The sequence below is a fragment of the Streptomyces cupreus genome (genome assembly GCF_014257025.1).
In the GTDB taxonomy this organism is placed as follows: Bacteria; Actinomycetota; Actinomycetes; order Streptomycetales; family Streptomycetaceae; genus Streptomyces; species Streptomyces cupreus.
Map to the genome: position 1 here is coordinate 81,411 of NZ_JACMSF010000004.1, position 23,228 is coordinate 104,638.

Here is a 23,228-nt window from a genome sequence, read left to right on the forward strand (position 1 = left end):
GCTTGCCGCGTCCATGACCGTTACGGAATTCAGGCAATAGCAGCCGTAACCCCTGGTCCCACCCGAACGGACCAGGGGTTTTCCATGCCTACTCGGCATCCGAACACCCGTCCTTTAGGGCGAGCTTGTCCGTGTTTGTCGACGAGCGTGTAACAGCGGTTAAGGGGCGGACGGAACGCGGGCATTGCAGGGTCATGAACCACAACACCCCGCTCTCCCCCCGCCCCGTCCACCAACTCTCCGACGTCCGGCGGCGCGTGCTGACGGTCGCGCAGCTGCGGGCGCACGGCGTCCCGCCCGCCGAGATCAACGAGCAGTGCCGGGCCGGCGGCTCCTGGCAGCAGCTCCTGCCGGGTGTCTACCTGCTCCACCCCGGCCCCCCGACCAGCGAGGAGCGGCTGAACGCGGTGCTGCTGTACGCGACGCGGGAGCGGAACGCCGGGGTGCCGCCCCAGCCGGGCGCCGGGGAGTCGCACCGCCCGGTGCACCCGGAGGCGGTGATCACAGGTCTTGCGGCGCTGACCCTGCACGGTTTCGCGGCGACGCCTCCGCTGACCTCACTGGACACGATCGACGTCCTCGTCCCCCGTCTGCGCCGCCTCCGCTCGACGGGCTGCGCCCGCATCGTCCGTACGTCCGCGATGCCGACGGCGCAGGAGGTGACGGGCCTGCCGGTCGCCCCGGTCCCCCGCGCCCTGGCCGACGCGGTCGCCGAACTCTCGGACGCGGGCGCCGTACGCCGGCTGCTCACCGAGGCGGTACGCGGCGGCCACTGCGAACCGGCTGCGGTGGTACGGGAGTTGACCCAGGCCAAGCTGCTGACCCGGCCGCATGTCGTGGACGCCGTGGACTCCCTGCTCGCCGAGGGCCGCGCCATCGCGGAGGACCGCCTCTTCGCGATGGTCCGCGAGTACGGCCTCCCCGACCCGGTCTGGAACATCGACCTCCGCCTGCCCGGCGGCCCCCACCTCGGCGGTCTGGACGCGTACTGGCCGGAGCACGCGGTGGCCCTCGAACTGGACACCCGCGCCCCCCGCCAGGACGAGGACGCCCTGTGGTCGGAGTACGCCCGCAAGCGAGAACACCTGGAGCGGCTGGGGATCACGGTCGTGTACATCACCCCGAAGAAGCTCCGGGACTCCCTCGACCAACAGGCAGCGGTGGTCCGCACGGCGCTGATGGCCTCGGTGGACCGGGATCCGGCAGCGTACGTCGTCGTGCTGCCCCGGTAGTGACGGACCGGGGACGCATCAGGAGGGGAGAGGAGGGGCCGCCGGGGTGCACCGGGCAGCCCCTCCTCCGTGAGTTTCAGCCCTTCTTGAGGACCAGCTCGGTGTTCCGGTCCGCGCGACCGCCCGCGAGGTCCGTCCGGGCGCCGGGGGCGTTGAAGGACAGCTCGCGGTAGAGGGCGGCGAGGCCGGTCTGGGAGAGGTCGGCGAAGTCCGTGCGGCTCGGGGCCGCGGACTCCACACAGGTGGTGAACAGGGAGAGCGTGCCGTCCTTGTTGTCCACCAGCTCGATGACCCGGGCGAGTTGGGGGTAGTCGACGTGCGAGGCGGTGGAGATCTCCCAGAAGGAGCGGCCGTCGGGCGCCGAGTGCGGGGTGATGGCGTTGCGGTGGATGTGGCCGTTCACCCAGGCGAGGACGTTGCGGTGGCTGCCGAGGAGGGCGAGGACCTCCTGGCCGTTGTGCCGCCGCTCGTCGGGGCGGGCCGGGTCGAGGCGGGTGTTGTCCATCGTCTTGCTGGTGTGGTGGCTGAAGACGATGGCGTACGAGTCCTCGTTGTCCCGCAGCGTCTGGTCCAGCCAACGCAACTGGCCGCTGCCGACGGAGCCTTCGTAGTGGCCGCCCGCGTCGGTGGTGTCCAGACTGATGCCGATGACGTCGTCGGCGATACGGAAGCTGTAGTACTGGGTGCCCGCGTCGAGGTTCGCCGAGGAGTAGCCGTGCCCGACCGGGCCGACGCCCTGGAACGCCGGGTCGAGGTGGGCCTTGATGTACTCGGTCGGCGTGTACGGGGCGCGCCGCTCGTCGGGCGTGACCGAGCGCATGTCGCGGGCGTGGGCCTTGAGCAGCTCGCGGAGCTGGGCGCCCTGGGGGTCCTTGGCCGTCTTCAGGGCTTCCTGGAGCTTCTTGGCCTCGGCCGCGGACAGGCTCATCAGCTTCTTGCCGCCGACGGCGAAGTCGGTGAGGTAGGTGTCGCCGTGCGAGGCGTAGCAGCCGAGCGGCATGGCGTCGTGGTTGCCGACGGTGGAGTACCAGGGGATGGTGAGCCCCGGGCTCTGCAACTCCCGCATGACCGCGGCGAGGAAGCCCTCCAGATAGGGGAAGCCGAGCTGCTTGTCGGCGTCGCGGACGGCCGAGTCGGGCTGCCAGTACTGCTTGAGGCCGCTGTTGAGGACACCCTCGTAGTGCTTCGGGTCACCGGAGTTGGGGGTGATCCGGCCGCCGCTCATGACGGTGAGGAACCACTCCAGCTCGGAGCGGGCGTTGTTGTCGGTGTTGTCGCCGGTGGTCATGGCGAACTGGAGCGGGGCGCCGGTGACGGGGGCGCCCCGCAGCGCGTTGACCCGCTCGACGAGCGAGACGGCGCCGTGCACGGTCAGCGCCTCGTGCGGCCGCCAGGCATGCACATCGGTGGAGCGCAGGAACTCAAGACGCATCGGGTGCTGGGCGTCGATGATGTGCATGTCGGTGAGCTGCACAAACGCGGCGAGCGTCGTACGGCGGTCCGCGCGCCCCGACTTGGCGGCGGCCAGCTCGCTGCGCACCACGCGCTCCCAGCCGGGTCCGCGGACCAGCCGGCGGAAGCCGGAGGTGCCCCGTGGGGCGGAGACACTCGCGAGCGTGGTGCCCCGGGTGTAGGGGGCGAGCGGCAGGAAGGGCGCCCGGCGCGAGGAGGCGACGGGCGCTTCCCGGGAGGCGGCGGCCGCCGGGGTGCCGGTGGTGGCGGCCTGGCTGTCGGTGGGCCGCAGGGCGTAGCCGACACCGGCGGAGAGGGACACCGCCCCGGCGGCGGCGAGGACGGTACGGCGGTGGACGCCCAGCGCGGAGCTGGCGACAGAGCGTATGCGCGACATGGCGCGGTCTCCCCGAGTGCGTGACGCGTCGGCAGTGGTCGCGGGCGTCGCTGTCGCGAACAACCCGCTCGCTCTGGATCGTTGGCACCGGGAATGACCTGCGCGTGAACGAGGCGGCAACGCGCAGCGCCGATCACCGTACGTGGATCTCCGCCCACCCTGCGCGCCCTCGACCGCTCCTCGGGCGGCCGGGGGCCGGTCACTCCGTGTTCATCTTCGCGGGTATCCGGGGGGTGTCAGGGGCGCTCCGGGTTCGCGGGAGAGTACTCCGGCGCGGACCAGCGCAGGGGGACCGCGGCCGGAATCTCAACCGCCTCAAACAGGGTGAAACGGACGCGGCGTTCGGGCGTGAACTCCGTACGCGCCTCGCCGGTGAGATACAGCGCCCTGCCCGTCGTCCAGTCCAGGAAGAGCAGTCCGGCGCGCGGGTCCGCGGCGAGGTTGCCGAGGGACAGGTACATGGAATTGCCCTGATAGTCCCGCCAGCTCAGTTCGCGCGGCGACTCGACGCGCACGAAGCCTGGGTTGCCGCCGCGGTGACTGGCGTCGGCCCCGCCCTCATGGACGCTGGCCAGGAAGAAGGTGTCGGCGGCCGTGAGGAACCGCGCCTGGCTGTCGGACAGTTCGGTGGTTGTCAGGGGCTGCCCCGGCTTGCGGTCGGGCAGTGTCTCGTACGTCTCCCTCCGTTGCAGATACTTCGGGCAGTTGGCGAAGACCCGGTCCGCCTCGATCGCGAACCCTCTCGGCGTGGGCCTGAGCAGGCCGTTCAGCCGCATCCGGCGCCGGGTGCGCGGGTCGAGGGCGATGGTGCCGACCGGGGTGCCCTCGGTGGCGAGGGCCGCCGCGAGCGGGGAGGCCGGGGTACCCCCTCCCCCACTGCCGAAAGCGTGGGAGGTACCCCCGGCGACGGAGATCTGCCGGGGCCCGGTGGCCCGCACGAACCCCGGGTCCCCCGCCAGCGGCGCCGCCCACACTCTGCCGGTCGCCGGGTCGGCGGCGCCGATCACCAGCAGCGGCTGGAGCTCAAGGAAGGCGGCGGCCACCGGCTTGATGCCCTCCCCGATGGACCGGCCGACATGCGCGGCGAGGTCCCGCACGCCGAGCCGGTCCTGCACGGCGAGCGAGCCCGCGTGATAGACGCCCATGACTAGAAGAACCCGCAGGTCGGCGCCGCCTCATGGGGCGCCGGAGCGCCCTCGACGCCGCTCGACACCGAGATCTCCAGGCGGATTCCGTCCGGGTCGAAGAAGAAGATGCCGCCGGAGTCGGCGCCCTCGGCATGCGCCACGACCCCGTCGTAGGCGAACTCCACGCCGTACTCGCGCAGCGAAGTCTCGTAGGCGCGGACCCGCTCGATGGAGTCCGCCTGGAAGGCGAGGTGGTGCAGGCCGGGCCGGGCCTTGTCGTACATCCCGTCGGCCTGCTGCCACAGCGCAAGGGCGAGCGTGGCGCCCTCACCCATGAGCGCGAACCGTCGGCCGTCCTCCTTGCCCTCGACCAGCAGGTCGAAGCCGAGGACGTCGCGGTAGAAGGCGAGCGAGCGGTTCAGGTCGGTGACATTCAGGCCGACGTGGCCGGTGCGCAAGGTCATGACTACCCCATCAGAAGTGGTTCCGCACTTGCTTTTCTAACCTCTGAAAATGAGATTAAAGGTTAGATGTGGAGGTGTCAACCGGTCACGTACCCTTGACCGGTTAGTACGGAAGAGGGAGCCCCACATGTCCGACCCCCGCCCGCACATCGGTGAGCCGCTCGCGCTGGACCTGCTGAACACGCGCTGGATGCGGGACGGGGCCCCGCAGGACCTGCTGACGGACCCCGAGGGGCTCGCGATCTGGCTCGCATCGAACGACCTGGACCGCGACCACGCCGCCGATGCCACGACCCTGCGCCATCTGCTCCAGGCCCGTGACGCGATCAAGGCCGCCGTCGACGGGTCACCGAAGGACGCGGCACCGCTCGTCGACGCCGTCCTCGCGCACGGCCGGATCCGGGCCACGCTCACCGCCGAGGGGCCCGGCGAGCTGCCCGAGTTCCACTCCCCCGCCTGGGGTCCGGCCTGGCTCGCCGCGCGGAACTATCTGACCCTGCTCGCCACCGCGCCGGACCGGATCCGCGCCTGCGCCCACGAGGCGTGCGTCCTGTACTTCTTCGACACTTCGCGCAACGGCACCCGCCGCTGGCACTCCATGGCGACCTGCGGCAACCGCGCGAAGGCGTCCCGTCATTACGCCCGGACGAAGGAGGATTGACGGCGCCCGGGCGAGTTGCACAGTTCGCTGCGGATCATCCCGGAAAGGGATAGCGGGTTTTCCCCATCCCTCGATTTCGTTTGGGTCAACTCTCCCCAAACATCCGTCCCTTGCGTAAGGCTGAGCGATCGCTCCACGCTCGTTCCTTTACCTACAAGGGATGCTGATGACCCACACCCCCCAGCGCGAACCCATATCGGGCGCCAGACGCGCGGCCCGGACAGCCGTGGCCGCGGGGCTCGTGGCCGCGCTCTCCGCTGCCGGGCCGATACCCATGGCCTTCGCCGAGGACGCCCCGGCCGCGGCCGACCCGGCCGTCAAGTCCGCGCACGACAAGCTCGGTTCGGACGACGCGGACCTGCTCGCCGACGCCAAGGCGGCCGGCGACAAGAACGTCACGATGATGATCGCCACCGCCCCCGGAAAGACCGAGCAGGTCGCCGAGGAGCTGGACGCGGTCAAGGGCGGCTCCGTGGGCCGCACCTACGACAAGCTGGGCTACGTCCGCGCCACCGTCCCGACGGGCCGGGCGGACGCGGCCATCGCCGCCGCGGCGAAGCTGTCCTCCGTGCACGGCATCGACCTGCGCGAGGAGATCCCGCTGGAGGACCCGGCCGTCGACACCGCGAAGTCGGCGTCGACCGCGGCCGCCTATCCGGCCCCCGGCAAGAACACTCCCGCCGAGAACCCGTACAACCCCTCCTTCGAGACCGGTGCGGTCGACTTCGTCGACGACCACCCGAAGGCGGACGGCCGCGGGATCACCATCGGTGTCCTGGACTCGGGTGTGGACCTCTCCCACCCGGCGCTCCAGAAGACCACCACCGGTGAGCGCAAGATCGTCGACTGGGTCACCTCGACCGACCCGATCATCGACTCCGACGCCACCTGGCGCCCGATGGTGACCAACGTCTCCGGGCCCAGCTTCACCTTCTCCGGCCGCACCTGGACGGCACCCGCCGGGTCGTACCAGGTCAACCTGTTCCGTGAGTCGGTGACCGCGGGCGGCGACGCCAAGGGCGACGCGAACCGGGACGGGGACACCACCGACGTCTGGGGCGTGCTGTACGACGCCGCGGCCGGCACGGTCCGGGTCGACCTGAACAACAACTTCGACTTCGGTGACGACACCCCGATGAAGCCGTACAAGGACGGCTTCCGGATCGGCTGGTTCGGCACCGACAACCCGGACACCGACGTCGCCGAGCGCCAGCCGTTCGTCGTGGAGATCCGCAAGGACGTCCCGATGGACCCCTACGGCGGTGACTGGGTCGGCCAGAAGCGCGACTTCGTCAACATCGGCGTCATCGAGTCCGAGCACGGCACGCACGTCGCCGGCATCACCTCCGCCAACGGCCTGTTCGGCGGCGAGATGAACGGCGCCGCGCCCGGCGCGAAGGTCGTCTCCTCGCGCGCCTGCACCTGGACCGGCGGCTGCACCAACGTCGCGCTGACCGAGGGCATGATCGACCTCGTCGTCAACCGCGGTGTCGACATCGTCAACATGTCCATCGGCGGTCTGCCCGCGCTCAACGACGGCAACAACGCGCGCGCCGAGCTCTACACCCGTCTGATCGACACCTACGGCGTCCAGCTGGTGATCTCCGCGGGCAACTCGGGCCCCGGCGCCAACACCATCGGCGACCCGGCCCTGGCCGACAAGGTCATCTCGGTCGGCGCGTCCGTCTCCAAGGAGACCTGGGCTTCCAACTACGGCTCCCTGGTGCAGAAGTCGTACGCGCTGATGCCGTTCTCCTCCCGCGGCCCGCGCGAGGACGGCGGCTTCACCCCGACGCTCGTGGCGCCGGGTGCCTCCGTCAACACCATCCAGACCTGGCTGCCGGGCGCCCCGGTCGCCGAGGCGGGCTACTCGCTGCCGGCCGGCTACGGCATGCTCCAGGGCACCTCGATGGCCTCCCCGCAGGCCGCCGGCGCCTCGGCGCTGCTGCTGAGCGCGGCCAAGCAGAAGGGCATCGCGCTCACCCCGGCCAAACTGCGCACCGCGCTCACCTCGACCGCCGACCACATCAGCGGGGTCCAGGCGTACGAGGAAGGCGCGGGCCTGATCAACATCGAGGACGCCTGGGACGCCATCAAGGACGGCGCCACCGCGCACACCTACTCGGTGACGGCGCCGGTCGACACCGCGATCGACCAGTTCCTGAAGACCCCGGGCTTCGGCACCGGTCTGTACGACCGTGAGGGCGGTCTGAAGGCCGGCCAGAAGAAGACGTACGAGATCACCCTGACCCGTACGTCCGGCGCCGACCGTGCGATCCGGCACGAGCTGCACTTCGAGAACAACGCCGGTGACACCTTCCGGATCGTCGGCTCCGACGAGGTGAGCCTGCCGCTGAACCAGCCGGTCACCGTCAAGGTGCAGGCCGCGCCGAGGTCCGCCGGGCTGAAGAGCGCGATCCTGGAGGTCGACGACCCGCGCACCGAGGGCATCGACAAGCAGGTCATGTCGACGGTCGTGGTCTCCGCGCCGCTGAAGTACACCTACTCCGCGTCCGGCACGGTGCAGCGCAACAGCACCAAGCACTACTTCGTGACCGTGCCCGAGGGCGCCAAGTCGCTGGAGGTCGCGATCGGCGGTCTGAAGGACAAGAGCCAGACCCGCTTCATCGCCATTCACCCCTACGGCGTCCCGGCGGACACCACGTCCACGCCGAACTGCTACAACAACTACCTCGACGGCAACGGCTGCCGCCCGGACGTGCGTTCGTACGCCGACCCGCAGCCCGGCGTCTGGGAGATCGAGGTCGAGTCGCGCCGTACGTCGCCGCTGCTCGACAACCCCTACAAGCTGGACGTCACCGTGCTCGGCGCGGCCTTCGACCCGGAGACCGTGACCGTGCCGGAGGCCAAGGTGGGCACCCCGGTCGAGGCCTCCTGGAAGGTGACGAACAAGCTCGCCGCCATCGACGGCAAGCTCGCGGGCGGCCCGCTCGGCTCGTCCAAGACGGCCCGGCCGACCATCGCCGACCACGAGACGCACACCACCACGGTCGCGGTGCCCGAGGGCGCCACGTCCCTGGACGTCGCCATCGGCAATGTCTCGGACACCGCCGCCGACCTGGACCTCACGGTCTACGACAAGGACGGCAACCAGGTCGCCCAGGACGCCGACGGCGACTCGGAGGAGTCGATCTCCCTGGCGAAGCCGGCCGCCGGCACCTACACGATCGAGGTCGTGGGCTACTCGGTGCCGTCCGGCTCCACCGCCTACGACTACCTCGACGTGTTCTTCTCCGCCGCGCTCGGCTCGGTCACCGTCGACGAGTCGACGCCTGTCAAGCTCGGCACGGGCGACTCCGCCACCGTCTCGGCGAGCGTCACCGCCGCGGCGGCCGCGCCGGAGGGCCGTGAGTTCTTCGGCCAGGTCCAGCTGCTGAACGCGCGCGGCACGGTCGCGGGCGCCGGCAGCGTGAAGATCGAGAAGGTCACGCCGTAGTTCTACGGCTGTACAGGGGGCGGGCGTCCGTAAGGGCGCCCGCCCTTTCTCATCCGCAGTTCAGGCTGCGGGACTCGGGCAGGGAGCCGTTGATCCGGTTCCGTTCCTGGGCGACCGCCGTCTCACCGATGACCCACATGTCCGGCGAGGCACCCTTCTCCGGGACCCCGAACAGGACGTGGTCGCCCGCGCGCAGGCCGGGAGCGGTGTTCTTGTCGATCACGTAGCCGAGGTCGTCGCCCTTCTTCGGCCCTGGCTTCTCGGGCTTGTAGACATGGCTCAGGTCCACGCTCACGCGGACCAGCTCCGGGTCGGCGGCGACCGGTTCGGCGGAGCTGACCTCGCCCTCGGCGACCAGGTACGCGCAGGCGAGGTAACGGGGACTGCCGAAGAGGACGCCGCCCGCGGAGTCGGACTGCGCCTTCTCGGCGGAGCCCGAGGCCGAATCGGCGCTGCCCGAGCCCATGTCGGACTGCGCCACCAGCCAGCCGAACCCCACCATCACGGTCGCCGCGGCGGCCGCCGCGAGGGAGCCGAGGGCGAGCCGAAAGGCACGGCGCCTCACCGGCCTTAGAGCCTGTGTCACATCCCCGGCCGGATCAGCGCGCGGCGTCTGGTGCGTGCGATCGCAAGGCGCCGGAGCGCCCTCGTGGCGGAGCCACGTGGGTGGTTCGGCAACGCGGCTGCGGGTCCCCCCTCTGGGGGAGTGCGTGCCAGACGTCGCGCGCCCGGCCGGGGATGTGACACAGGCTCTTACGGGAACAGGGGCCGGGGCGGGCTTCGGTGGGTCCCCTCCCAGTGTGCGGCCGATGATGTCCAACTGCGCGCGCAGTGCGGCGATGTCGGCGCTCGCGGAGCGGTGTTCGGCGAGGTAGGCGTCGTCCGCCCCGTCGGGCAGGGGTTCGTCGGTGATCGCGGCCATCAGGGCGTCGATGCCGTCGTGTTCGGCGGTCACGTCACACCACCTCGTCCTCGTGCAGGCGGGCGCGCAGGGCGCGTACCGCCGTGTGCAGCCTGCTCTTGACCGTGCCCTCGGGGATGGCGAGTTGCTCGGCGATGTCCCGCACGGGCAGGTCTGCGTAGAAGCGCAGGACGACCACCTGGCGCTGGGCGTCGGGCAGTTCGTCCAGGCCCTGGGCGACGGCGAGGGAGAGCAGGCTGGTGTCCTCGCCGGAGGGGAGCTCCGACTGGCGCAGGGCGGCGAGGCGTTCGCCGAGCCGCTCCTGGCGGCGCTTGGCCCGGTGCCAGTCCATGGCGAGGTTGGAGGCGACGACCGCCGCCCACGCCGAGACGTCCCGCGGGGCCTCCTGTCCGTTCGCGGCCCGCTCCAACAGCCGCAGACGGACCTGCTGCACCCCGTCCGGCAGGTCCGTCTGCGGCACCCCGCCGAGCGCGAGCACCGCCCGCACCCTGCGCTCCTGCGCCGCGTCCAGGGGATCGTCCGGTACGTCCAGTACCGAGTCCCCCTGGCCGCGACGGGCCTTTCTGCGCAGCACAGCCACCCCTCCCCTCGCCGCGTTTCCCCTATGACGCCACTCGGGGCGGAAACGTTCGGCCCGACTTCCGGAATCTTCTATTCGATCTTTCCTTCACACCTTCTCCACTGTCAGCATGTGCCCCATGACGCACATCACCAAGGGGGCCAACACCCCTGTCCCCGTAGGTCTGCTGCGGGTCGCCGTAGTACGCCGCAAGGTCGCGGGGACGCCCGCCGTGGAGGTCTCGGCGCTGTTGCTGGACGCGGTGGGCAAGGTTCGCGGCGACGCCGACCTCGTCTTCCACAACCAGCCCGCGCATCCCTCGGGCGGTGCAGCGGGTGTTGATCGCCGCCTCCTGCGACGACGGCACCTTCGGGGCGGTACCGGGGCTCGCGGCGCAGACCGTGGCGGGGGACGGCACGATCGTCGCGCACTACGAGGTGACGGACGCGTCCAGTGAGACGGCCTTCGTGCTCGGGGAGTTCTACCGGCGCAACGGTGAGTGGAAGTTCCGGGCGGTGGGGCAGGGGTACGACTCGGGGCTCGCTGGGTTGGCGACGGACTTCGGGATCGTGGTGGCGGAGGAGCCGGTGGCTGCGGTGCCGGTGGCTGCGGTGTCTGCGGTGTCTGCGGTGGCTCCGGTGGTGAACGCCGGGGTGGCGAAGACGTCGGCGCCGCCGGCCGACGTACAGCCGCTCGCCGCCGCCGTACAGCCGCCCGCGACCCTCGTGTCGATGCCCGCCCCGTCCACCGCCCCCTCCTGGGGATCCGCCTTCTTCGACTTCGAGCCGTACGTCCGCAGCGGCAACGGCAGCACCAAGATCACCATGGATATACCGTTCCCGCCGGACTGCGGGCCGGTGATCATGGAGGCGCGGGTCGAGGGCTACCAGTGGATCCAGGTCGAGATCCCCGGGCGCGACGACACGATCTTCTGCCACGACCTGCCCGAGCACCAGGGCCGTGTCCTGTTCGTGCCGCCCCGCAAGGGCGGCCCGCTGAAGCTGAAGGTGAGCTGCTCCGGGCACTGGAAGCTCACCGTCCTGCCCCTGTCGGCGGCCCGCCCCTGCGACGCCGAGACGGTGCGGGGCAGCGGCCCGGAGGTCCTTGTCCACCGGGGCGACGCGGCGGAGCTGAAGGTCCGGGCGACGGACCGCCACAACGGCTGGTTCCAGATCAACTGCCACCGGGGCGACACCCCCGACGAGCTCAGACACCCGGAGGAGCTCGTCCACGCCTGGAACGGCAAGCGGGTCAAGGAAACCGTCCAGATCACCGAAGGTCCCATCCTGCTGGCGATCGACAAGAGCCGACACCAATGGGAGCTCACCACCTCTCCGCTCCCCACCCCCAAACCCACCAAGGGCCGGAAGGCGGACGTCTACGAGGGGCGCGGCGAGCAGACGGTCACGCTGGTCAACCCTCGGCCGGGGCGGCCGTCGCTGCTGCAGTACGAGCTGTCCGGCGCCGAGCGCAGCTTCTCGGTCGAGGTGAAGGTCATCGACGAGTACGGCGACGAGGACGAGTGGCTCAACACCTTCAACCACGGCACCCGCGGCACGACCGTGGTCTTCAGCCAGGGCCAGGCGGAGCGGAAGATACGCGTCAAGCACACGGGCAAGTGGAGCCTGCGGGTGCTCCCCGAGGACCAGGCTCCGGTGCTGACCGGCCCGGCCGAGGGCAAGGGCACCACGGTCCTGCGGTATCCGGGGCCGCCCACGCTGATGACCGTGCGGCTGACTTCGAGGGGCGACGACGAGAAGGTGGCCGCGCACGCCCTGAACCATCCGTTCGGCAGGCCTGTGATCATCGGCGACACCCACGGCCGCCGCCGTCCCGCGCTCGGTCCCGTCTTCGTCGATCCGGGCGGCACCTGCTTTGTGATCGTGTACGCCACCGAAGGCGCGAAATGGCGTCTTGAGCCGGAGCCGCCCGCCGCGGCGACCGCGCTCGGCCCCCGGAACCAGGGCCACGGATATGGAGTCGTACGTCACACCGGGCCCGAGGCCGAAATGGTGCTCGCCGGCACGAGCGGCATCCTCCATGTCTTCGAGCTGGACGAAAACCTGTTTCCCAAGCGCAAAATCACCGGTTCTTCCGGTCCGTACCGGATCCAGAGCTCGATCCTGCACGTCCGGGCACTGGGCGCCTGGGTGATCGAACTGCTCGACTGACAGGAATGGTGTCCCATCCCTCGGGCAAACGATTGGACACAACGGCCTGGATGGGACGCATCATGGAAACGTCCAGGCCACGCAACCGCCACAGCGAAGGAGTCACCGTGAGGGTCGGAATCGTCGGAGCCACCGGTCAGGTCGGCACGGTCATGCGCAGGATCCTCACGGAGCGGAACTTCCCGGTCACGGAGCTGCGTCTGTTCGCCTCGGCCCGTTCGGCGGGGACGGTCCTGGACGGCGTCACGGTGGAGGACGCGGCGACGGCCGACTACACGGGCCTGGACATCGTGCTGTTCTCGGCGGGCGGCGCGACCTCGAAGGCGCTGGCCGAGAAGGTCGCCTCGCAGGGCGCGGTCGTGATCGACAACTCCTCGGCCTGGCGCAAGGACCCCGAGGTCCCGCTGGTCGTCTCCGAGGTGAACCCGCACGCCATCGCCGACCGGCCCAAGGGCATCATCGCCAACCCGAACTGCACGACGATGGCCGCGATGCCGGTGCTCAGGCCGCTGCACGAGGAGGCGGGCCTTGAGGCGCTGGTCGTCGCCACCTACCAGGCGGTGTCCGGCTCGGGCCTCGCGGGCGTGGCGGAGCTGCACGGCCAGGCGCAGAAGGTGGTCGCCGACGCGGACAAGCTGACCCATGACGGCGAGGCGATCGACTTCCCCGAGCCGCAGGTCTACAAGCGCCCGATCGCCTTCAACGTGCTGCCGCTGGCCGGCAACCTCGTCGAGGACGGTCTGAACGAGACCGACGAGGAGCAGAAGCTCCGCAACGAATCCCGCAAGATCCTGGAGATCCCCGAGCTGAAGGTCTCCGGCACCTGTGTCCGGGTCCCGGTCTTCTCCGGCCACTCCCTCCAGGTCAACGCCCGCTTCGCCCGCCCGATCAGCGCGGAGCGCGCCACCGAGCTGCTGGCCGGGGCGCCGGGTGTGGCGCTCTCCGAGATCCCGACCCCGCTCCAGGCAGCCGGCAAGGACGCGTCGTACGTCGGCCGCATCCGCAAGGACGAGACCGTCGACAACGGCCTCGCCCTGTTCATCTCCAACGACAACCTCCGCAAGGGCGCCGCGCTGAACGCGGTGCAGATCGCGGAGCTGGTGGCGGCCGAACTGCAGGGCTGACGCCGGTCACGGTCACAGGGGCGGTCACCACGGGCTGGTGGCCGCCCTTGCGCACGTCCTGAGGGTATTCGGCCGAACCGTCGGAGACAGTTCGTGGAAGGATGACCGAACCGCCGGACCTACACATAACGAGGAGATGACCGCGTGCCTGGCACAAACCTGACTCGCGAAGAGGCTCAGCAGCGGGCTCAGCTGCTCACCGTCGAGTCCTACGAGATCGATCTCGACCTCTCCGGCGCGCAGGAGGGCGGTACCTACCGGTCCGTTACGACGGTGCGCTTCGACGCCGCTCGGACCGGCGCGGAGTCCTTCATCGACCTGGTGGCCCCGACGGTCCACGAGGTGACGCTCAACGGCGACGCGCTCGACCCGGACGAGGTCTTCAAGGACTCCCGGATCGCGCTGCGCGAGCTGCTGGAGGGCCGTAACGTCCTGCGGGTCGTCGCGGACTGCGCGTACACCAACACCGGCGAGGGCCTGCACCGGTTCGTCGACCCCGTCGACAACCAGGCCTACCTGTACACCCAGTTCGAGGTGCCGGATGCCCGCCGGGTCTTCGCCTCCTTCGAGCAGCCGGATCTGAAGGCCACCTTCCAGTTCACCGTGAAGGCGCCGTCCGGCTGGACCGTCGTCTCCAACTCGCCCACGCCCGAGCCCAAGGACGACATCTGGGTCTTCGAGGCGACCCCGCGGATCTCCAGCTACATCACCGCGCTGATCGTCGGCCCGTACCACTCCGTGCACAGCGTGTACGAGAAGGACGGCCAGTCCGTTCCGCTCGGCATCTACTGCCGCCCCTCACTCGCCGAGTTCCTCGACTCGGACGCGATCTTCGAGGTCACCCGGCAGGGCTTCGACTGGTTCCAGGAGAAGTTCGACTACGACTACCCGTTCAAGAAGTACGACCAGCTCTTCGTGCCGGAGTTCAACGCGGGCGCGATGGAGAACGCGGGCGCGGTGACCATCCGCGACCAGTACGTCTTCCGCTCCAAGGTGACGGACGCGGCGTACGAGATGCGCGCCGAGACGATCCTGCACGAGCTGGCCCACATGTGGTTCGGCGACCTGGTCACCATGGAGTGGTGGAACGACCTGTGGCTGAACGAGTCGTTCGCCACCTACACCTCCATCGCCTGCCAGGCGTACGCGCCCGAGTCGCGCTGGCCGCACGCCTGGACGACGTTCGCCAACTCCATGAAGACATGGGCGTACCGCCAGGACCAGCTGCCCTCCACGCACCCGATCATGGCCGAGATCCGCGACCTGGACGACGTCCTGGTCAACTTCGACGGCATCACCTACGCCAAGGGCGCCTCGGTCCTGAAGCAGCTGGTCGCGTACGTCGGCAGGGACGAGTTCTTCCGGGGCGTGCAGGCGTACTTCAAGGCGCACGCGTACGGCAACACGCGGCTGAGCGATCTGCTGGGCGCGCTGGAGGAGACCTCGGGCCGTGATCTGAAGGCCTGGTCGAAGGCGTGGCTGGAGACGGCGGGCATCAACGTCCTGCGTCCCGAGATCGAGACGGACGCGCAGGGTCTGATCACCTCCTTCGCCATCCGCCAGGAGGCGCCCGCGCTCCCGGCAGGCGCCAAGGGCGAGCCGACGCTGCGCCCGCACCGGATCGCGGTCGGCCTGTACGAGCGCGACGAGGAGACCGGCAAGCTGGTGCGCGACGTGGGGGTCCCCCCGGCCGAAGGCTGGGGGAGGGTCGAACTGGACGTGGACGGCGAGCTGACGGCCGTACCGCAGCTGGTGGGCCGCCGCCGTCCGGCGGTCGTGCTCCTCAACGACGACGACCTGTCCTACGCCAAGGTCCGCCTGGACGAGCAGTCGCTGGCCTATGTCACCGAGCACCTGGGCGACTTCGAGTCCTCCCTGCCCCGTGCCCTGTGCTGGGCGTCGGCGTGGGACATGACGCGGGACGCCGAACTGGCCACCCGCGACTACCTCTCCCTCGTCCTCTCCGGCATCGGCAAGGAGTCGGACATCGGCGTCGTGCAGTCGCTGCACCGTCAGGTGAAGCTGGCGATCGAGCTGTACGCCGACCCGGCCGGGCGTGAGGCCCTGCTGACCCGTTGGACCGACGCCACGCTCGCCCACCTGCGGGCGGCCGAGGCGGGCGGCGACCACCAGCTCGCGTGGGCGCGCGCCTTCGCGGCCACGGCCCGCACGCCGGAGCAGCTGGACCTGCTCGAGGGCCTGCTGGACGGCTCGCAGTCCATCGAGGGCCTTGCCGTCGACACCGAGCTGCGCTGGGCGTTCGTCCAGCGTCTGGCCGCGGTCGGCCGCTTCGAGGAGACGGAGATCGCGGGCGAGTACGAGCGGGACAAGACGGCGGCCGGCGAGCGTCACGCGGCCACGGCCCGCGCGGCCCGCCCGACTCCGGAGGCGAAGGCGGAGGCCTGGTCCTCGGTCATCGACTCGGACAAGCTCCCGAACGCGGTCCAGGAGGCGGTGATCACCGGCTTCGTCCAGACGGACCAGCGCGAACTGCTGGCGCCGTACACGGACAAGTACTTCGAGGTCCTGAAGGCCATCTGGGACACCCGCTCCCATGAAATCGCCCAGCAGATCGTGACGGGCCTGTACCCGACGATTCAGGTCTCGGACGAAACCCTGACCAAGACGGACACCTGGCTGACCTCCGCGGATCCGACGGCGGCCCTTCGCCGCCTGGTCTCGGAGTCGAGGGCAGGAGTGGAACGAGCCCTGAAGGCCCAGGCCGCGGACGCGGCGGCGGCCGAGTAATCACTGACACGGCAGAGACGGGGCGCCCGGCACAACACCGGGCGCCCCTTGCCAGTTCGGCATCCGCGCAGCCGCTGTGGATCTACCGTCGCAGCGCGGGACCCGTCACGTCCTTCGAATCTTTTCGAGCATTCTTTTCAGCAGAGCTGAACGATCGCACGACCCCACCGCTCCCGCTCGGCACCAGCTGCCCGGCGACCGTCGCGCCCAGCGCCAGCACCATGCCCGCCACCTGCACCGGAGTCAGCGACTCCGCCAGCGCGGCCCAGCCGACGACCGCCGCCGTGAGCGGGGAGAGCGGGATCAGGAAGGTGACCTGGGTCGCCGTGAGGCGGCCGATGCCGCGGAACCAGAGCCAGTACGCGACCGCGGTACCGGCGAGGGCGAGGTACAGGTATCCGCCGATCGCGCGAGCGTCCAGGGCGGGTGGCGTGCCCTCGGCCAGGAAGGCGACCGGGGCGATCAGGAGGCCTCCGACGGTCAGTTGCCAGCCGGCCAGCGCGGTCGGGCCCGCACCCTCGGGGCGGCCCCACTTCTTGGTCAGCACGGTTCCGGTGGACATCGACGCGGCGGAGGCGAAGGCGGCGAGGACGCCCAGCGCGTCCAGCGAACCGACCGCCTTCAGTACGACCAGGCTGACACCGAAGGCCGCGACCGCGCCGGTGAGCAGTGCGCGTGCCGTCGGCCGCTGGCTCAGCAGCAGGGCCGAGAGGCCGACCACGAAGAGCGGCCCGATCGAACCGACCACCGCCGCCAGACCTCCGGGCAGCCGGTACGCGGCCAGGAACAGCAGCGGGAAGAAGGCGCCGATGTTGAGCGCGCCGAGCACGGCCGACCTCCACCACCAGGCGCCGCGCGGCAATACCCGGGCCAGCGCGAGGAGCAGCAGGCCGGCGGGGAGGGCGCGCATCAGACCGGTGAAGAGGGGGCGGTCCGGCGGGAGGAACTCGGTGGTGACGTAGTAGGTGGTGCCCCAGGAGATCGGTGCCAGGGCGGTGAGGGCTATGAGCGCGGGGCGGCTGGTGGCCATGGGACGCACCCTTCGATAGGTCGATAGAAAGTAGCTTACTCGTAAGCTACTTTTCTGCAAGCCACTTTCTTGCGGCCGACCCTCCGAGACCGGATACTCGGCGCATGAACGCACGCCCTGAGCAGCGCAAGGACGCCGTCGACGCGATCATCGACCAGTGGGCGGCCGTGCGGCCCGACCTCGACACCGCCGCGATGGAGGTCTTCGGGCGCATCTCCCGCCTCGCCCGCACGATGCGCGACCGCATGGAGAAGGCATACGCCCGCTTCGGGATCTCCCGGGGCGAGTTCGACGTGCTGGCGACCCTGCGGCGCTCCGGTGAGCCGTACACCCTCTCGCCGCGCCAGCTCTCGGCGACGCTGATGCTGACCACCGGGGGGATGACCGGCCGGCTGGACAAGCTGGAACGGGCGGGACTGCTACGGCGCTCCCCCGACCCGCACGACCGTCGGGGGCTGCAAGTGACCCTGACCGAGCCGGGGTTGAGCCTGGTCGACCAGGCGGTCGGCGCGGGGCTCGCCCTCCAGACGGAGGCGCTCTCCGCCCTCAACGCCGAACAGGCCGGCCAACTGGCCGACCTGTTGAGGGAGTTGCTTGCGGGGACGGGGGAGTCCTCCCACTAGGGCATCTCAGCGCGCCAGGGCGATCCGCTCCCCCACATGCGCCTCCACCGCCGCCTCGACCTCGGCCGGGTCCGCGGCCTCCGCCGCCCAGGCCACGTATCCGTCGGGCCGTACCAGCACCGTCGTACCGCTGCCGCGGCCGCGGCCCGTGCGGCGCTCCACCGTGAGGCGGTCCTCCAGGCCCGTCTTGTCCGCGCACTCCTGCGGGGTGATCAGGACGAACCGGCCGCCGCGCAGGGCCTCGTAGAGGCGGCCGCCCTCCAGGTCCACGTCGGCGGCCCGCGAGCCGACGAGGCGGTGGGCGCCCTCGGGGGCGGGGTACTTGACGTCGAGGCCGGTGATCTGGAGGGCCAGCCTGCGGCGGACGGGCGTGAGGGCGTTGACGGTACTCGCCAGCGCCGACCGCAGACCCATCGTCCAGGCGTATTTCGGCATGGCCAGCCGGATGAGGGCGCCGCTGCTGCGCATGGCCTTCGTGCCGATCGGATGACGCTCGGACTGGTAGGTGTCGAGCAGCGCGTCGTCCGCGCGCCCCTGGAGCACGGCGACGAGCTTCCAGCTCAGGTTGGCCGCGTCGTGCAGTCCGATGTTCATGCCCTGGCCGCCGGCCGGAGTGTGCACATGCGCGGCGTCGCCGGCGAGGAAGACCCGGCCCACCCGGTAGGCGGGCGCCTGGCGTTCATCGCTGTGGAAGCGGGAGAGCCACTGGGCGTCGTGCATCCCGAAGTCGTGTCCCGCGGCACGCCGGGCGGTCTCCTTGACCTCCTCCAGGTGGAGCGGCTCATTCTCGGAAACGTCACGGTGCCAGGCGACGACGCGGTGGTAGCCGTCGCCGAAGGACGCGAAGAACACGAAGGCCTCTCCGCTCGTGTGCAGGGAGAGCACATCCTCGGGCGGCTGGGCGAGCCGGACGTCGGCGATGAGGACAGAACGGATGACGGAGCGGCCGGGGAAAGGCAGGCCGACGGCGTTGCGCACGGTGCTGCGCATCCCGTCGGCACCGACGAGGTACGCCGCCCGCAGCGCCTCGGTCTCCCCGCCGGGTCCGCGCGTCTCGACGGTGACACCGTCCGCGCCCTGGCTGACCCCGGTCACCTCGGTCTCGTACCGGAACCGCACCCCGGCCGCGACCGCGCGCCGCTGCAGCAGCTTCTCCGTCTCGTACTGCGGGAGGACAAGGAGGTGATTGAAACGGGAGGGGAGCGTGTCGAGCTCGATGGTGAGCCGACTGAAGAGGTTGAAGCGGTCCAGGCGCGTGCCGAGGCTGTCGGCCTCGTCGGAGAGCCCCCGGGCGTCGAGCAGTTCGAGGGTGCGGGCGTGCACGACGATCGCACGGGAGAGGTTGCTGATCTTGTGCGGGCGCTTCTCGACGAGGGTGACGGGGACACCGGCGGCGGCGAGGTCGCCGGCCATCAGGAGACCGGTGGGGCCGCAGCCGACGACGATCACGGAGTGGGGGATGTTGTCGGCGCCCGGGTGGGGGGTGGTGTTCGGGTCGGTGTCGATACCGATGCCGGTGCCGGTGCCGTTCATGGTGGCCTCCTGTTGCCAACGCCTCCGGTTTGCCAACGCTTGTTGGCCAACGCTCGTTGACGACGATAGGACCGCCCTCGTTAAGAGTCAACACTTGTTGGCCCACACGTGTTGGCCTACGCTTGTTGGCATGACTGGAAATGAACGCAGAACCGTGACCGATACCGGGGGTGGCGGACGCCGCCGCTCGGAGACCACCCGCACCGCGATCCTCGCCGCGGCGCGCGAACGATTCGCAGCTGACGGCTATGAGCGGGCCACCATCCGGGCCATCGCCAAGGACGCGAACATCGATCCGTCGATGGTGATGCGCTACTACGGCAACAAGGAGGGACTGTTCGCGGCAGCCGTCTCGGTCGACCTGAAACTGCCGGATCTGAGCAGACTGCCGCGCCCGGAGGTCGGCGAGGCGCTCGTGCTCCACTTCCTGCATCTGTGGGAGGAGAACGAGGTGCTCACGGCCCTGCTCCGGGTCGGTGTCACCAACCAGGCCGGGGCCGAGCGGATGCAGGGCATCTTCGGCGAGCAGTTGCTGCCGCTGGCCCGGCAGGTGTGCCCGGACCCCGAGCAGCACCCGACGCGGGCCGCGCTCATCGCGACGCAGCTGCTCGGTCTCGCGCTGACCCGTTATGTGCTGCGGCTGCCGCCGGCCGTGGCGCTGCGCGCCGAGGAGGTGGTGGCATGGCTGGCGCCGACGGTGCAGCGGTATCTGACGGCTCCGAACCCATGAGCGCGGAGGAGACTCCGGAGACGGCCGAGGCCGAAGCCGAAGTAGATCCGGAGCCGGAGTCCGAGCCGGAAGAGGAGCCGGAGACGCAGAAAGCGCCGCCCCCGGCGTACGGCGGTCTGCGCGTACATGCCGTGGGGGCGGCGCCCTCCAGGAGAACGGGAGAGGTCAGGCCTTCGCCGGGGCCTTCGCCTTCGGCTTGGTCCTGACGCGGTGGGCCTCCGCCGAGCGGTCCAGGACCATGACGAGGCCCGTGATGACCGCGAACAGGGCGATCGGGGCCACGACGAACAGACCCAGCGTCTCGACGACGCTGAGGCCGGAGCCGGGGTCGTCACCGTCGTCGCGGTTCAGCGCGAGCGCGGGGGACGACATGAGCAGCATCATCAGCGTCGTACCGGCGGCCAGGGCGCCGGCGCGCAGGGCGTTCTTCTTGTCCACGGTGCCAAAAGTATCGAACGCCGGATGGGGGCGCTCGTCCGGGGGTGCCCTTGGCTGCCGCCGGCGCTGGAGTGACGGCAGGTGGGTCACGCAGCCCGGCGGCTCCCCAGCCCGTCCGGCGTTTGAGGACGAGGCCCTTCGGGGCCGACAGCGGCGGTCCGGGGGCAGAGCCCCCGGGGATGGGACGGGTAGGGGCGACGGGGGCGGATCAGCCCGCCCGCATCACGTCCACCAGCGCATGCAGCCTCGGTGAAGCCGCCAGTTCCTCCAATGTCACCGGCCTTCCCTCCGCGTCCGCGATCGGCAGGCGCCAGTTCGGGTACTGGTCCCATGTGCCGGGGAGGTTCTGGGGGCGGCGGTCGCCGACCGTGTCGGGGAGCCAGAGGCCGACCATGCGGGCCGGGGTGCGCAGCAGAAAGCGGTGGAGGGCCTGGATCTCGGCCTCCTCCTGGGACGTACCGTGTCCCCCACCCGTGCCGTGCAGCAGGCCGAGCCGGGCCAGCAGGGCCAGCCACTCCCCCGTGTCGGCGGCGGCCTCGGCGCGTTCCTCCTCCAGGGAACGGGTCAGCAGGCCCAGGCGGTGGCGGAGTTCGACATGGTCGCCGGTGAGGCGGGCGGCCGTGGAAGGCAGGTCGTGGGTCGTGGCGGTGGCCAGACAGTCGGACCGCCACTGTTCGGGCGGCAGCGGACGGCCGTCGCCCTCCCAGTCCCGCTCGAACCACAGCACGGATGTGCCGAGCACCCCCCGCGCCCGCAGCGCCTCGCGCACACCGGGCTCCACCGTGCCCAGGTCCTCCCCGATCACCAACGCCCCGGCACGGGAGGCCTCCAGCACGAGGATCGCGAGCATGGCCTCGGCGTCGTAGCGGACGTAGGTGCCGTCCGTGGGCGGATGCCCCTGGGGGACCCACCAGAGCCGGAACAGGCCCATGACGTGGTCGATGCGCAGGGCGCCCGCGTACCGGAAGAGGGCCTTGAGCAGTCGGCGGTACGGCGTGTAGCCGGACTGGGCGAGGCGGTCGGGGCGCCAGGGCGGCAGGCCCCAGTCCTGGCCGCGGGCGTTGAAGGCGTCCGGAGGCGCGCCGACCGACATCCCGGCGGCGAAGTACTCCTGCTGCGCCCAGGCGTCGGCGCCGTCGGGATGCACGCCGACCGCGAGGTCGTGCACGATCCCGACCGGCATCCCGGCCTCACGGGCGGTGCGCTGCGCGGCGGTGAGCTGGGCGTCGGTGAGCCAGGCGAGCAGCGAGTGGAAGTCGACGCGGTCCATCAACTCGCTCCGGGCACGGGCGGTTTCCGCGGACCGGGGATCGCGCAGCTCCTCCGGCCAGCGCCGCCAGTCGGAGCCGTGCACCTCGGCGAGCGCGCACCAGGTGGCGTGGTCCTCCAGCGCCTGTCCCTCCTCGGCGAGGAAGTCGGCGTAGGCGGCGCGCCGGCCGGGCCCGAGCGGCACCTCGCGGACCAGTTCCAGCGCCTCCCGCTTCAGCTCCCACACCGCGTCCCGGTCGATCAGCGCGCCCTTCTCCAGCACCGACTCGCGCAGCCGGTCGGCGCGTTCCAGCAGCGCCCGTACCCGCTCGTGGTCCTCGCCACGGCCGTACTCCGGGATGTCCTCGACGCGCAGATGCACCGGGTCGGGGAAGCGGCGTGAGGAGGGGCGGTAGGGGGAGGGATCGGTGGGTGCGCCGGGTACGGCCGCGTGCAGCGGGTTGACCTGGACGAACCCCATGCCGAGCGTCCGCCCGGCCCAGCCGGCGAGTTCGGCGAGGTCACCGAGGTCTCCCATGCCCCAGGAGCGCCGGGAGAGCAGGGAGTAGAGCTGGACGAGGAGTCCGTGGGAGCGTCCGGCGGTGGCGGGCAGCCGGGCTGGGGCGACGACGAGGTGGGCGGTGGCGCCCCGGCCGTCGGGGGCCGTCGCGGTCAGCCGGTGGACACCGGGCGGGAGACGGTCGGCGGCGGCGCGGGTTTCGCCCTGCTCGGTCTCGACGCGCAGCCGGGTGCCGGGCGGCAGTGCGGTGAGCGCGGCGGGTGGAGCGGAGTCGGCCCAGTGCACCACCGTCGGGGGCAGCAGCCGTTCGCGCAGTTCGCGTTCGCGTGCGGTGAGAGCGCGCCGTACGGCCTCGGGAGTGCTCACGTCGACGTCGAGCGCGGTCAGCGCGAGCGTGAGCGCGGTGGCCGAGGCCCGGACCGTGCGGTCCGGGGAGGGTCGGTAGGAGGTGGCGACGCCGAGCAGTTCGGCGAGCCGGGACAGATCTTCCGAGGGGGCGTCCTCGGACGGGGGTTCGGCCGACCGCTGCTCTGCCATCTATGGCCTCGTGGTGTCCGTGTCGACGCGGTAGCCCTCACCGGTCAGCGGCGGCTCACTGGTCAGCGGCCGCGCCTCGTACAGCGGCGGCTCACTGGTCAGGGGCTCGGCGTCGGGCAGAGGAGGTTCGCTGGTCAATGGGGGTTCGGCGCAGGCGCTCTCCGCGCTGAAGACGCACACGTGCGGTTCGGGCTCGGTGAGCGCCTCGGGTTTGGACAGGGCGGAGAGCAGAAGGTGTGCCGATGCGGCCACGGG

Annotated in this window: 17 protein-coding genes and 1 pseudogene; 8 read left to right on the forward strand and 10 right to left on the reverse strand. The window is 70.9% G+C overall.

Features of this window, described 5'->3' with window-relative positions:
• Positions 1 to 194 precede the first annotated feature (194 nt).
• Positions 195 to 1,232 carry a hypothetical protein gene (locus H4N64_RS05080; RefSeq protein ID WP_186280885.1) on the forward strand — a complete coding sequence of 346 codons (1,038 nt, stop codon included), beginning with the start codon at positions 195 to 197 and terminating at the stop codon, positions 1,230 to 1,232.
• A 76-nt stretch (positions 1,233 to 1,308) separates the two neighbouring features.
• Here H4N64_RS05080 and H4N64_RS05085 read toward each other — a convergent pair whose 3' ends face one another.
• The 3 genes from H4N64_RS05085 to H4N64_RS05095 form a co-directional block, all read right to left on the reverse strand.
• The gene (locus H4N64_RS05085) at positions 1,309 to 3,081 is read right to left on the reverse strand and encodes a TIGR03767 family metallophosphoesterase (protein ID WP_186280886.1); all 1,773 of its coding nucleotides are present in this window, start codon (positions 3,079 to 3,081) and stop codon (positions 1,309 to 1,311) included.
• A gap of 236 nt (positions 3,082 to 3,317) precedes the next feature.
• The gene (locus H4N64_RS05090; RefSeq protein WP_186280887.1) at positions 3,318 to 4,226 is read right to left on the reverse strand and encodes a pyridoxamine 5'-phosphate oxidase family protein; all 909 of its coding nucleotides are present in this window, start codon (positions 4,224 to 4,226) and stop codon (positions 3,318 to 3,320) included.
• A 2-nt stretch (positions 4,227 to 4,228) separates the two neighbouring features.
• Positions 4,229 to 4,672: a VOC family protein gene (locus H4N64_RS05095; protein WP_186280888.1), complete on the reverse strand. Its 444-nt coding sequence runs from the start codon at positions 4,670 to 4,672 to the stop codon at positions 4,229 to 4,231.
• A 127-nt stretch (positions 4,673 to 4,799) separates the two neighbouring features.
• Between H4N64_RS05095 and H4N64_RS05100 the strand changes: the two genes are divergently transcribed.
• Both H4N64_RS05100 and H4N64_RS05105 read left to right on the forward strand, forming a co-directional pair.
• The gene (locus H4N64_RS05100) at positions 4,800 to 5,333 is read left to right on the forward strand and encodes a CGNR zinc finger domain-containing protein (RefSeq protein ID WP_186280889.1); all 534 of its coding nucleotides are present in this window, start codon (positions 4,800 to 4,802) and stop codon (positions 5,331 to 5,333) included.
• 166 nt (positions 5,334 to 5,499) lie between these two features.
• Complete coding sequence (locus tag H4N64_RS05105; protein WP_186280890.1) at positions 5,500 to 8,790, forward strand: S8 family serine peptidase; 3,291 nt, start codon at positions 5,500 to 5,502, stop codon at positions 8,788 to 8,790.
• Positions 8,791 to 8,839: 49 nt separating this feature from the next.
• On the opposite strand, the gene H4N64_RS05110 is transcribed toward H4N64_RS05105, so the two are convergent.
• Entirely contained in the window at positions 8,840 to 9,745 is a 906-nt protein-coding gene (locus tag H4N64_RS05110; protein WP_186280891.1) for a hypothetical protein, read from the reverse strand.
• A 1-nt stretch (position 9,746) separates the two neighbouring features.
• Entirely contained in the window at positions 9,747 to 10,286 is a 540-nt protein-coding gene (locus tag H4N64_RS05115) for a sigma-70 family RNA polymerase sigma factor (protein WP_186280892.1), read from the reverse strand.
• A gap of 124 nt (positions 10,287 to 10,410) precedes the next feature.
• Here H4N64_RS05115 and H4N64_RS05120 point away from each other — a divergent pair.
• The 3 genes and pseudogenes from H4N64_RS05120 to pepN all read left to right on the forward strand — a co-directional run bounded on the left by H4N64_RS05120 (position 10,411) and on the right by pepN (position 16,314).
• Positions 10,411 to 12,442: pseudogene (locus H4N64_RS05120) on the forward strand (TerD family protein).
• Between the two features lie 107 nt (positions 12,443 to 12,549).
• Positions 12,550 to 13,566 (forward strand): aspartate-semialdehyde dehydrogenase, encoded by a 1,017-nt coding sequence (locus tag H4N64_RS05125; protein WP_186280893.1) that lies wholly within the window; start codon positions 12,550 to 12,552, stop codon positions 13,564 to 13,566.
• 144 nt (positions 13,567 to 13,710) lie between these two features.
• Positions 13,711 to 16,314 (forward strand): aminopeptidase N, encoded by a 2,604-nt coding sequence (pepN, locus tag H4N64_RS05130; RefSeq protein ID WP_186280894.1) that lies wholly within the window; start codon positions 13,711 to 13,713, stop codon positions 16,312 to 16,314.
• Between the two features lie 82 nt (positions 16,315 to 16,396).
• Here pepN and H4N64_RS05135 read toward each other — a convergent pair whose 3' ends face one another.
• Positions 16,397 to 17,344, reverse strand: a complete 948-nt coding sequence (locus tag H4N64_RS05135; RefSeq protein WP_186280895.1) for an EamA family transporter — start codon at positions 17,342 to 17,344, stop codon at positions 16,397 to 16,399.
• 104 nt (positions 17,345 to 17,448) lie between these two features.
• Here H4N64_RS05135 and H4N64_RS05140 point away from each other — a divergent pair, with 104 nt between their 5' ends.
• The gene (locus H4N64_RS05140) at positions 17,449 to 17,967 is read left to right on the forward strand and encodes a MarR family winged helix-turn-helix transcriptional regulator (protein ID WP_186280896.1); all 519 of its coding nucleotides are present in this window, start codon (positions 17,449 to 17,451) and stop codon (positions 17,965 to 17,967) included.
• Positions 17,968 to 17,973: 6 nt separating this feature from the next.
• Here the strand turns inward: H4N64_RS05140 and H4N64_RS05145 are convergent, their stop codons facing one another.
• Complete coding sequence (locus H4N64_RS05145) at positions 17,974 to 19,500, reverse strand: FAD-dependent monooxygenase (protein ID WP_186280897.1); 1,527 nt, start codon at positions 19,498 to 19,500, stop codon at positions 17,974 to 17,976.
• A 130-nt stretch (positions 19,501 to 19,630) separates the two neighbouring features.
• Between H4N64_RS05145 and H4N64_RS05150 the strand changes: the two genes are divergently transcribed.
• Positions 19,631 to 20,230, forward strand: a complete 600-nt coding sequence (locus H4N64_RS05150) for a TetR/AcrR family transcriptional regulator (protein ID WP_186280898.1) — start codon at positions 19,631 to 19,633, stop codon at positions 20,228 to 20,230.
• A 165-nt stretch (positions 20,231 to 20,395) separates the two neighbouring features.
• Here H4N64_RS05150 and H4N64_RS05155 read toward each other — a convergent pair whose 3' ends face one another.
• The 3 genes from H4N64_RS05155 to H4N64_RS05165 form a co-directional block, all read right to left on the reverse strand.
• Entirely contained in the window at positions 20,396 to 20,668 is a 273-nt protein-coding gene (locus H4N64_RS05155) for a hypothetical protein (protein ID WP_186280899.1), read from the reverse strand.
• Positions 20,669 to 20,876: 208 nt separating this feature from the next.
• The gene (malQ, locus tag H4N64_RS05160) at positions 20,877 to 22,973 is read right to left on the reverse strand and encodes a 4-alpha-glucanotransferase (RefSeq protein ID WP_186280900.1); all 2,097 of its coding nucleotides are present in this window, start codon (positions 22,971 to 22,973) and stop codon (positions 20,877 to 20,879) included.
• Complete coding sequence (locus H4N64_RS05165; RefSeq protein WP_186280901.1) at positions 22,974 to 23,225, reverse strand: hypothetical protein; 252 nt, start codon at positions 23,223 to 23,225, stop codon at positions 22,974 to 22,976.
• Between the last annotated feature and the right edge of the window lie 3 nt (positions 23,226 to 23,228).

Coding starts and splice junctions, on each gene's coding strand:
- H4N64_RS05080 (WP_186280885.1), top strand. CDS start 195: ATGAACCACAACACCCCGCTCTCCCCCCGCCCCGTCCACCAACTCTCC.
- H4N64_RS05085 (WP_186280886.1), bottom strand. CDS start 3,081: ATGTCGCGCATACGCTCTGTCGCCAGCTCCGCGCTGGGCGTCCACCGC.
- H4N64_RS05090 (WP_186280887.1), bottom strand. CDS start 4,226: ATGGGCGTCTATCACGCGGGCTCGCTCGCCGTGCAGGACCGGCTCGGC.
- H4N64_RS05095 (WP_186280888.1), bottom strand. CDS start 4,672: ATGACCTTGCGCACCGGCCACGTCGGCCTGAATGTCACCGACCTGAAC.
- H4N64_RS05100 (WP_186280889.1), top strand. CDS start 4,800: ATGTCCGACCCCCGCCCGCACATCGGTGAGCCGCTCGCGCTGGACCTG.
- H4N64_RS05105 (WP_186280890.1), top strand. CDS start 5,500: ATGACCCACACCCCCCAGCGCGAACCCATATCGGGCGCCAGACGCGCG.
- H4N64_RS05135 (WP_186280895.1), bottom strand. CDS start 17,344: ATGGCCACCAGCCGCCCCGCGCTCATAGCCCTCACCGCCCTGGCACCG.
- H4N64_RS05140 (WP_186280896.1), top strand. CDS start 17,449: ATGAACGCACGCCCTGAGCAGCGCAAGGACGCCGTCGACGCGATCATC.
- H4N64_RS05145 (WP_186280897.1), bottom strand. CDS start 19,500: ATGAACGGCACCGGCACCGGCATCGGTATCGACACCGACCCGAACACC.
- H4N64_RS05150 (WP_186280898.1), top strand. CDS start 19,631: ATGACTGGAAATGAACGCAGAACCGTGACCGATACCGGGGGTGGCGGA.
- malQ (WP_186280900.1), bottom strand. CDS start 22,973: ATGGCAGAGCAGCGGTCGGCCGAACCCCCGTCCGAGGACGCCCCCTCG.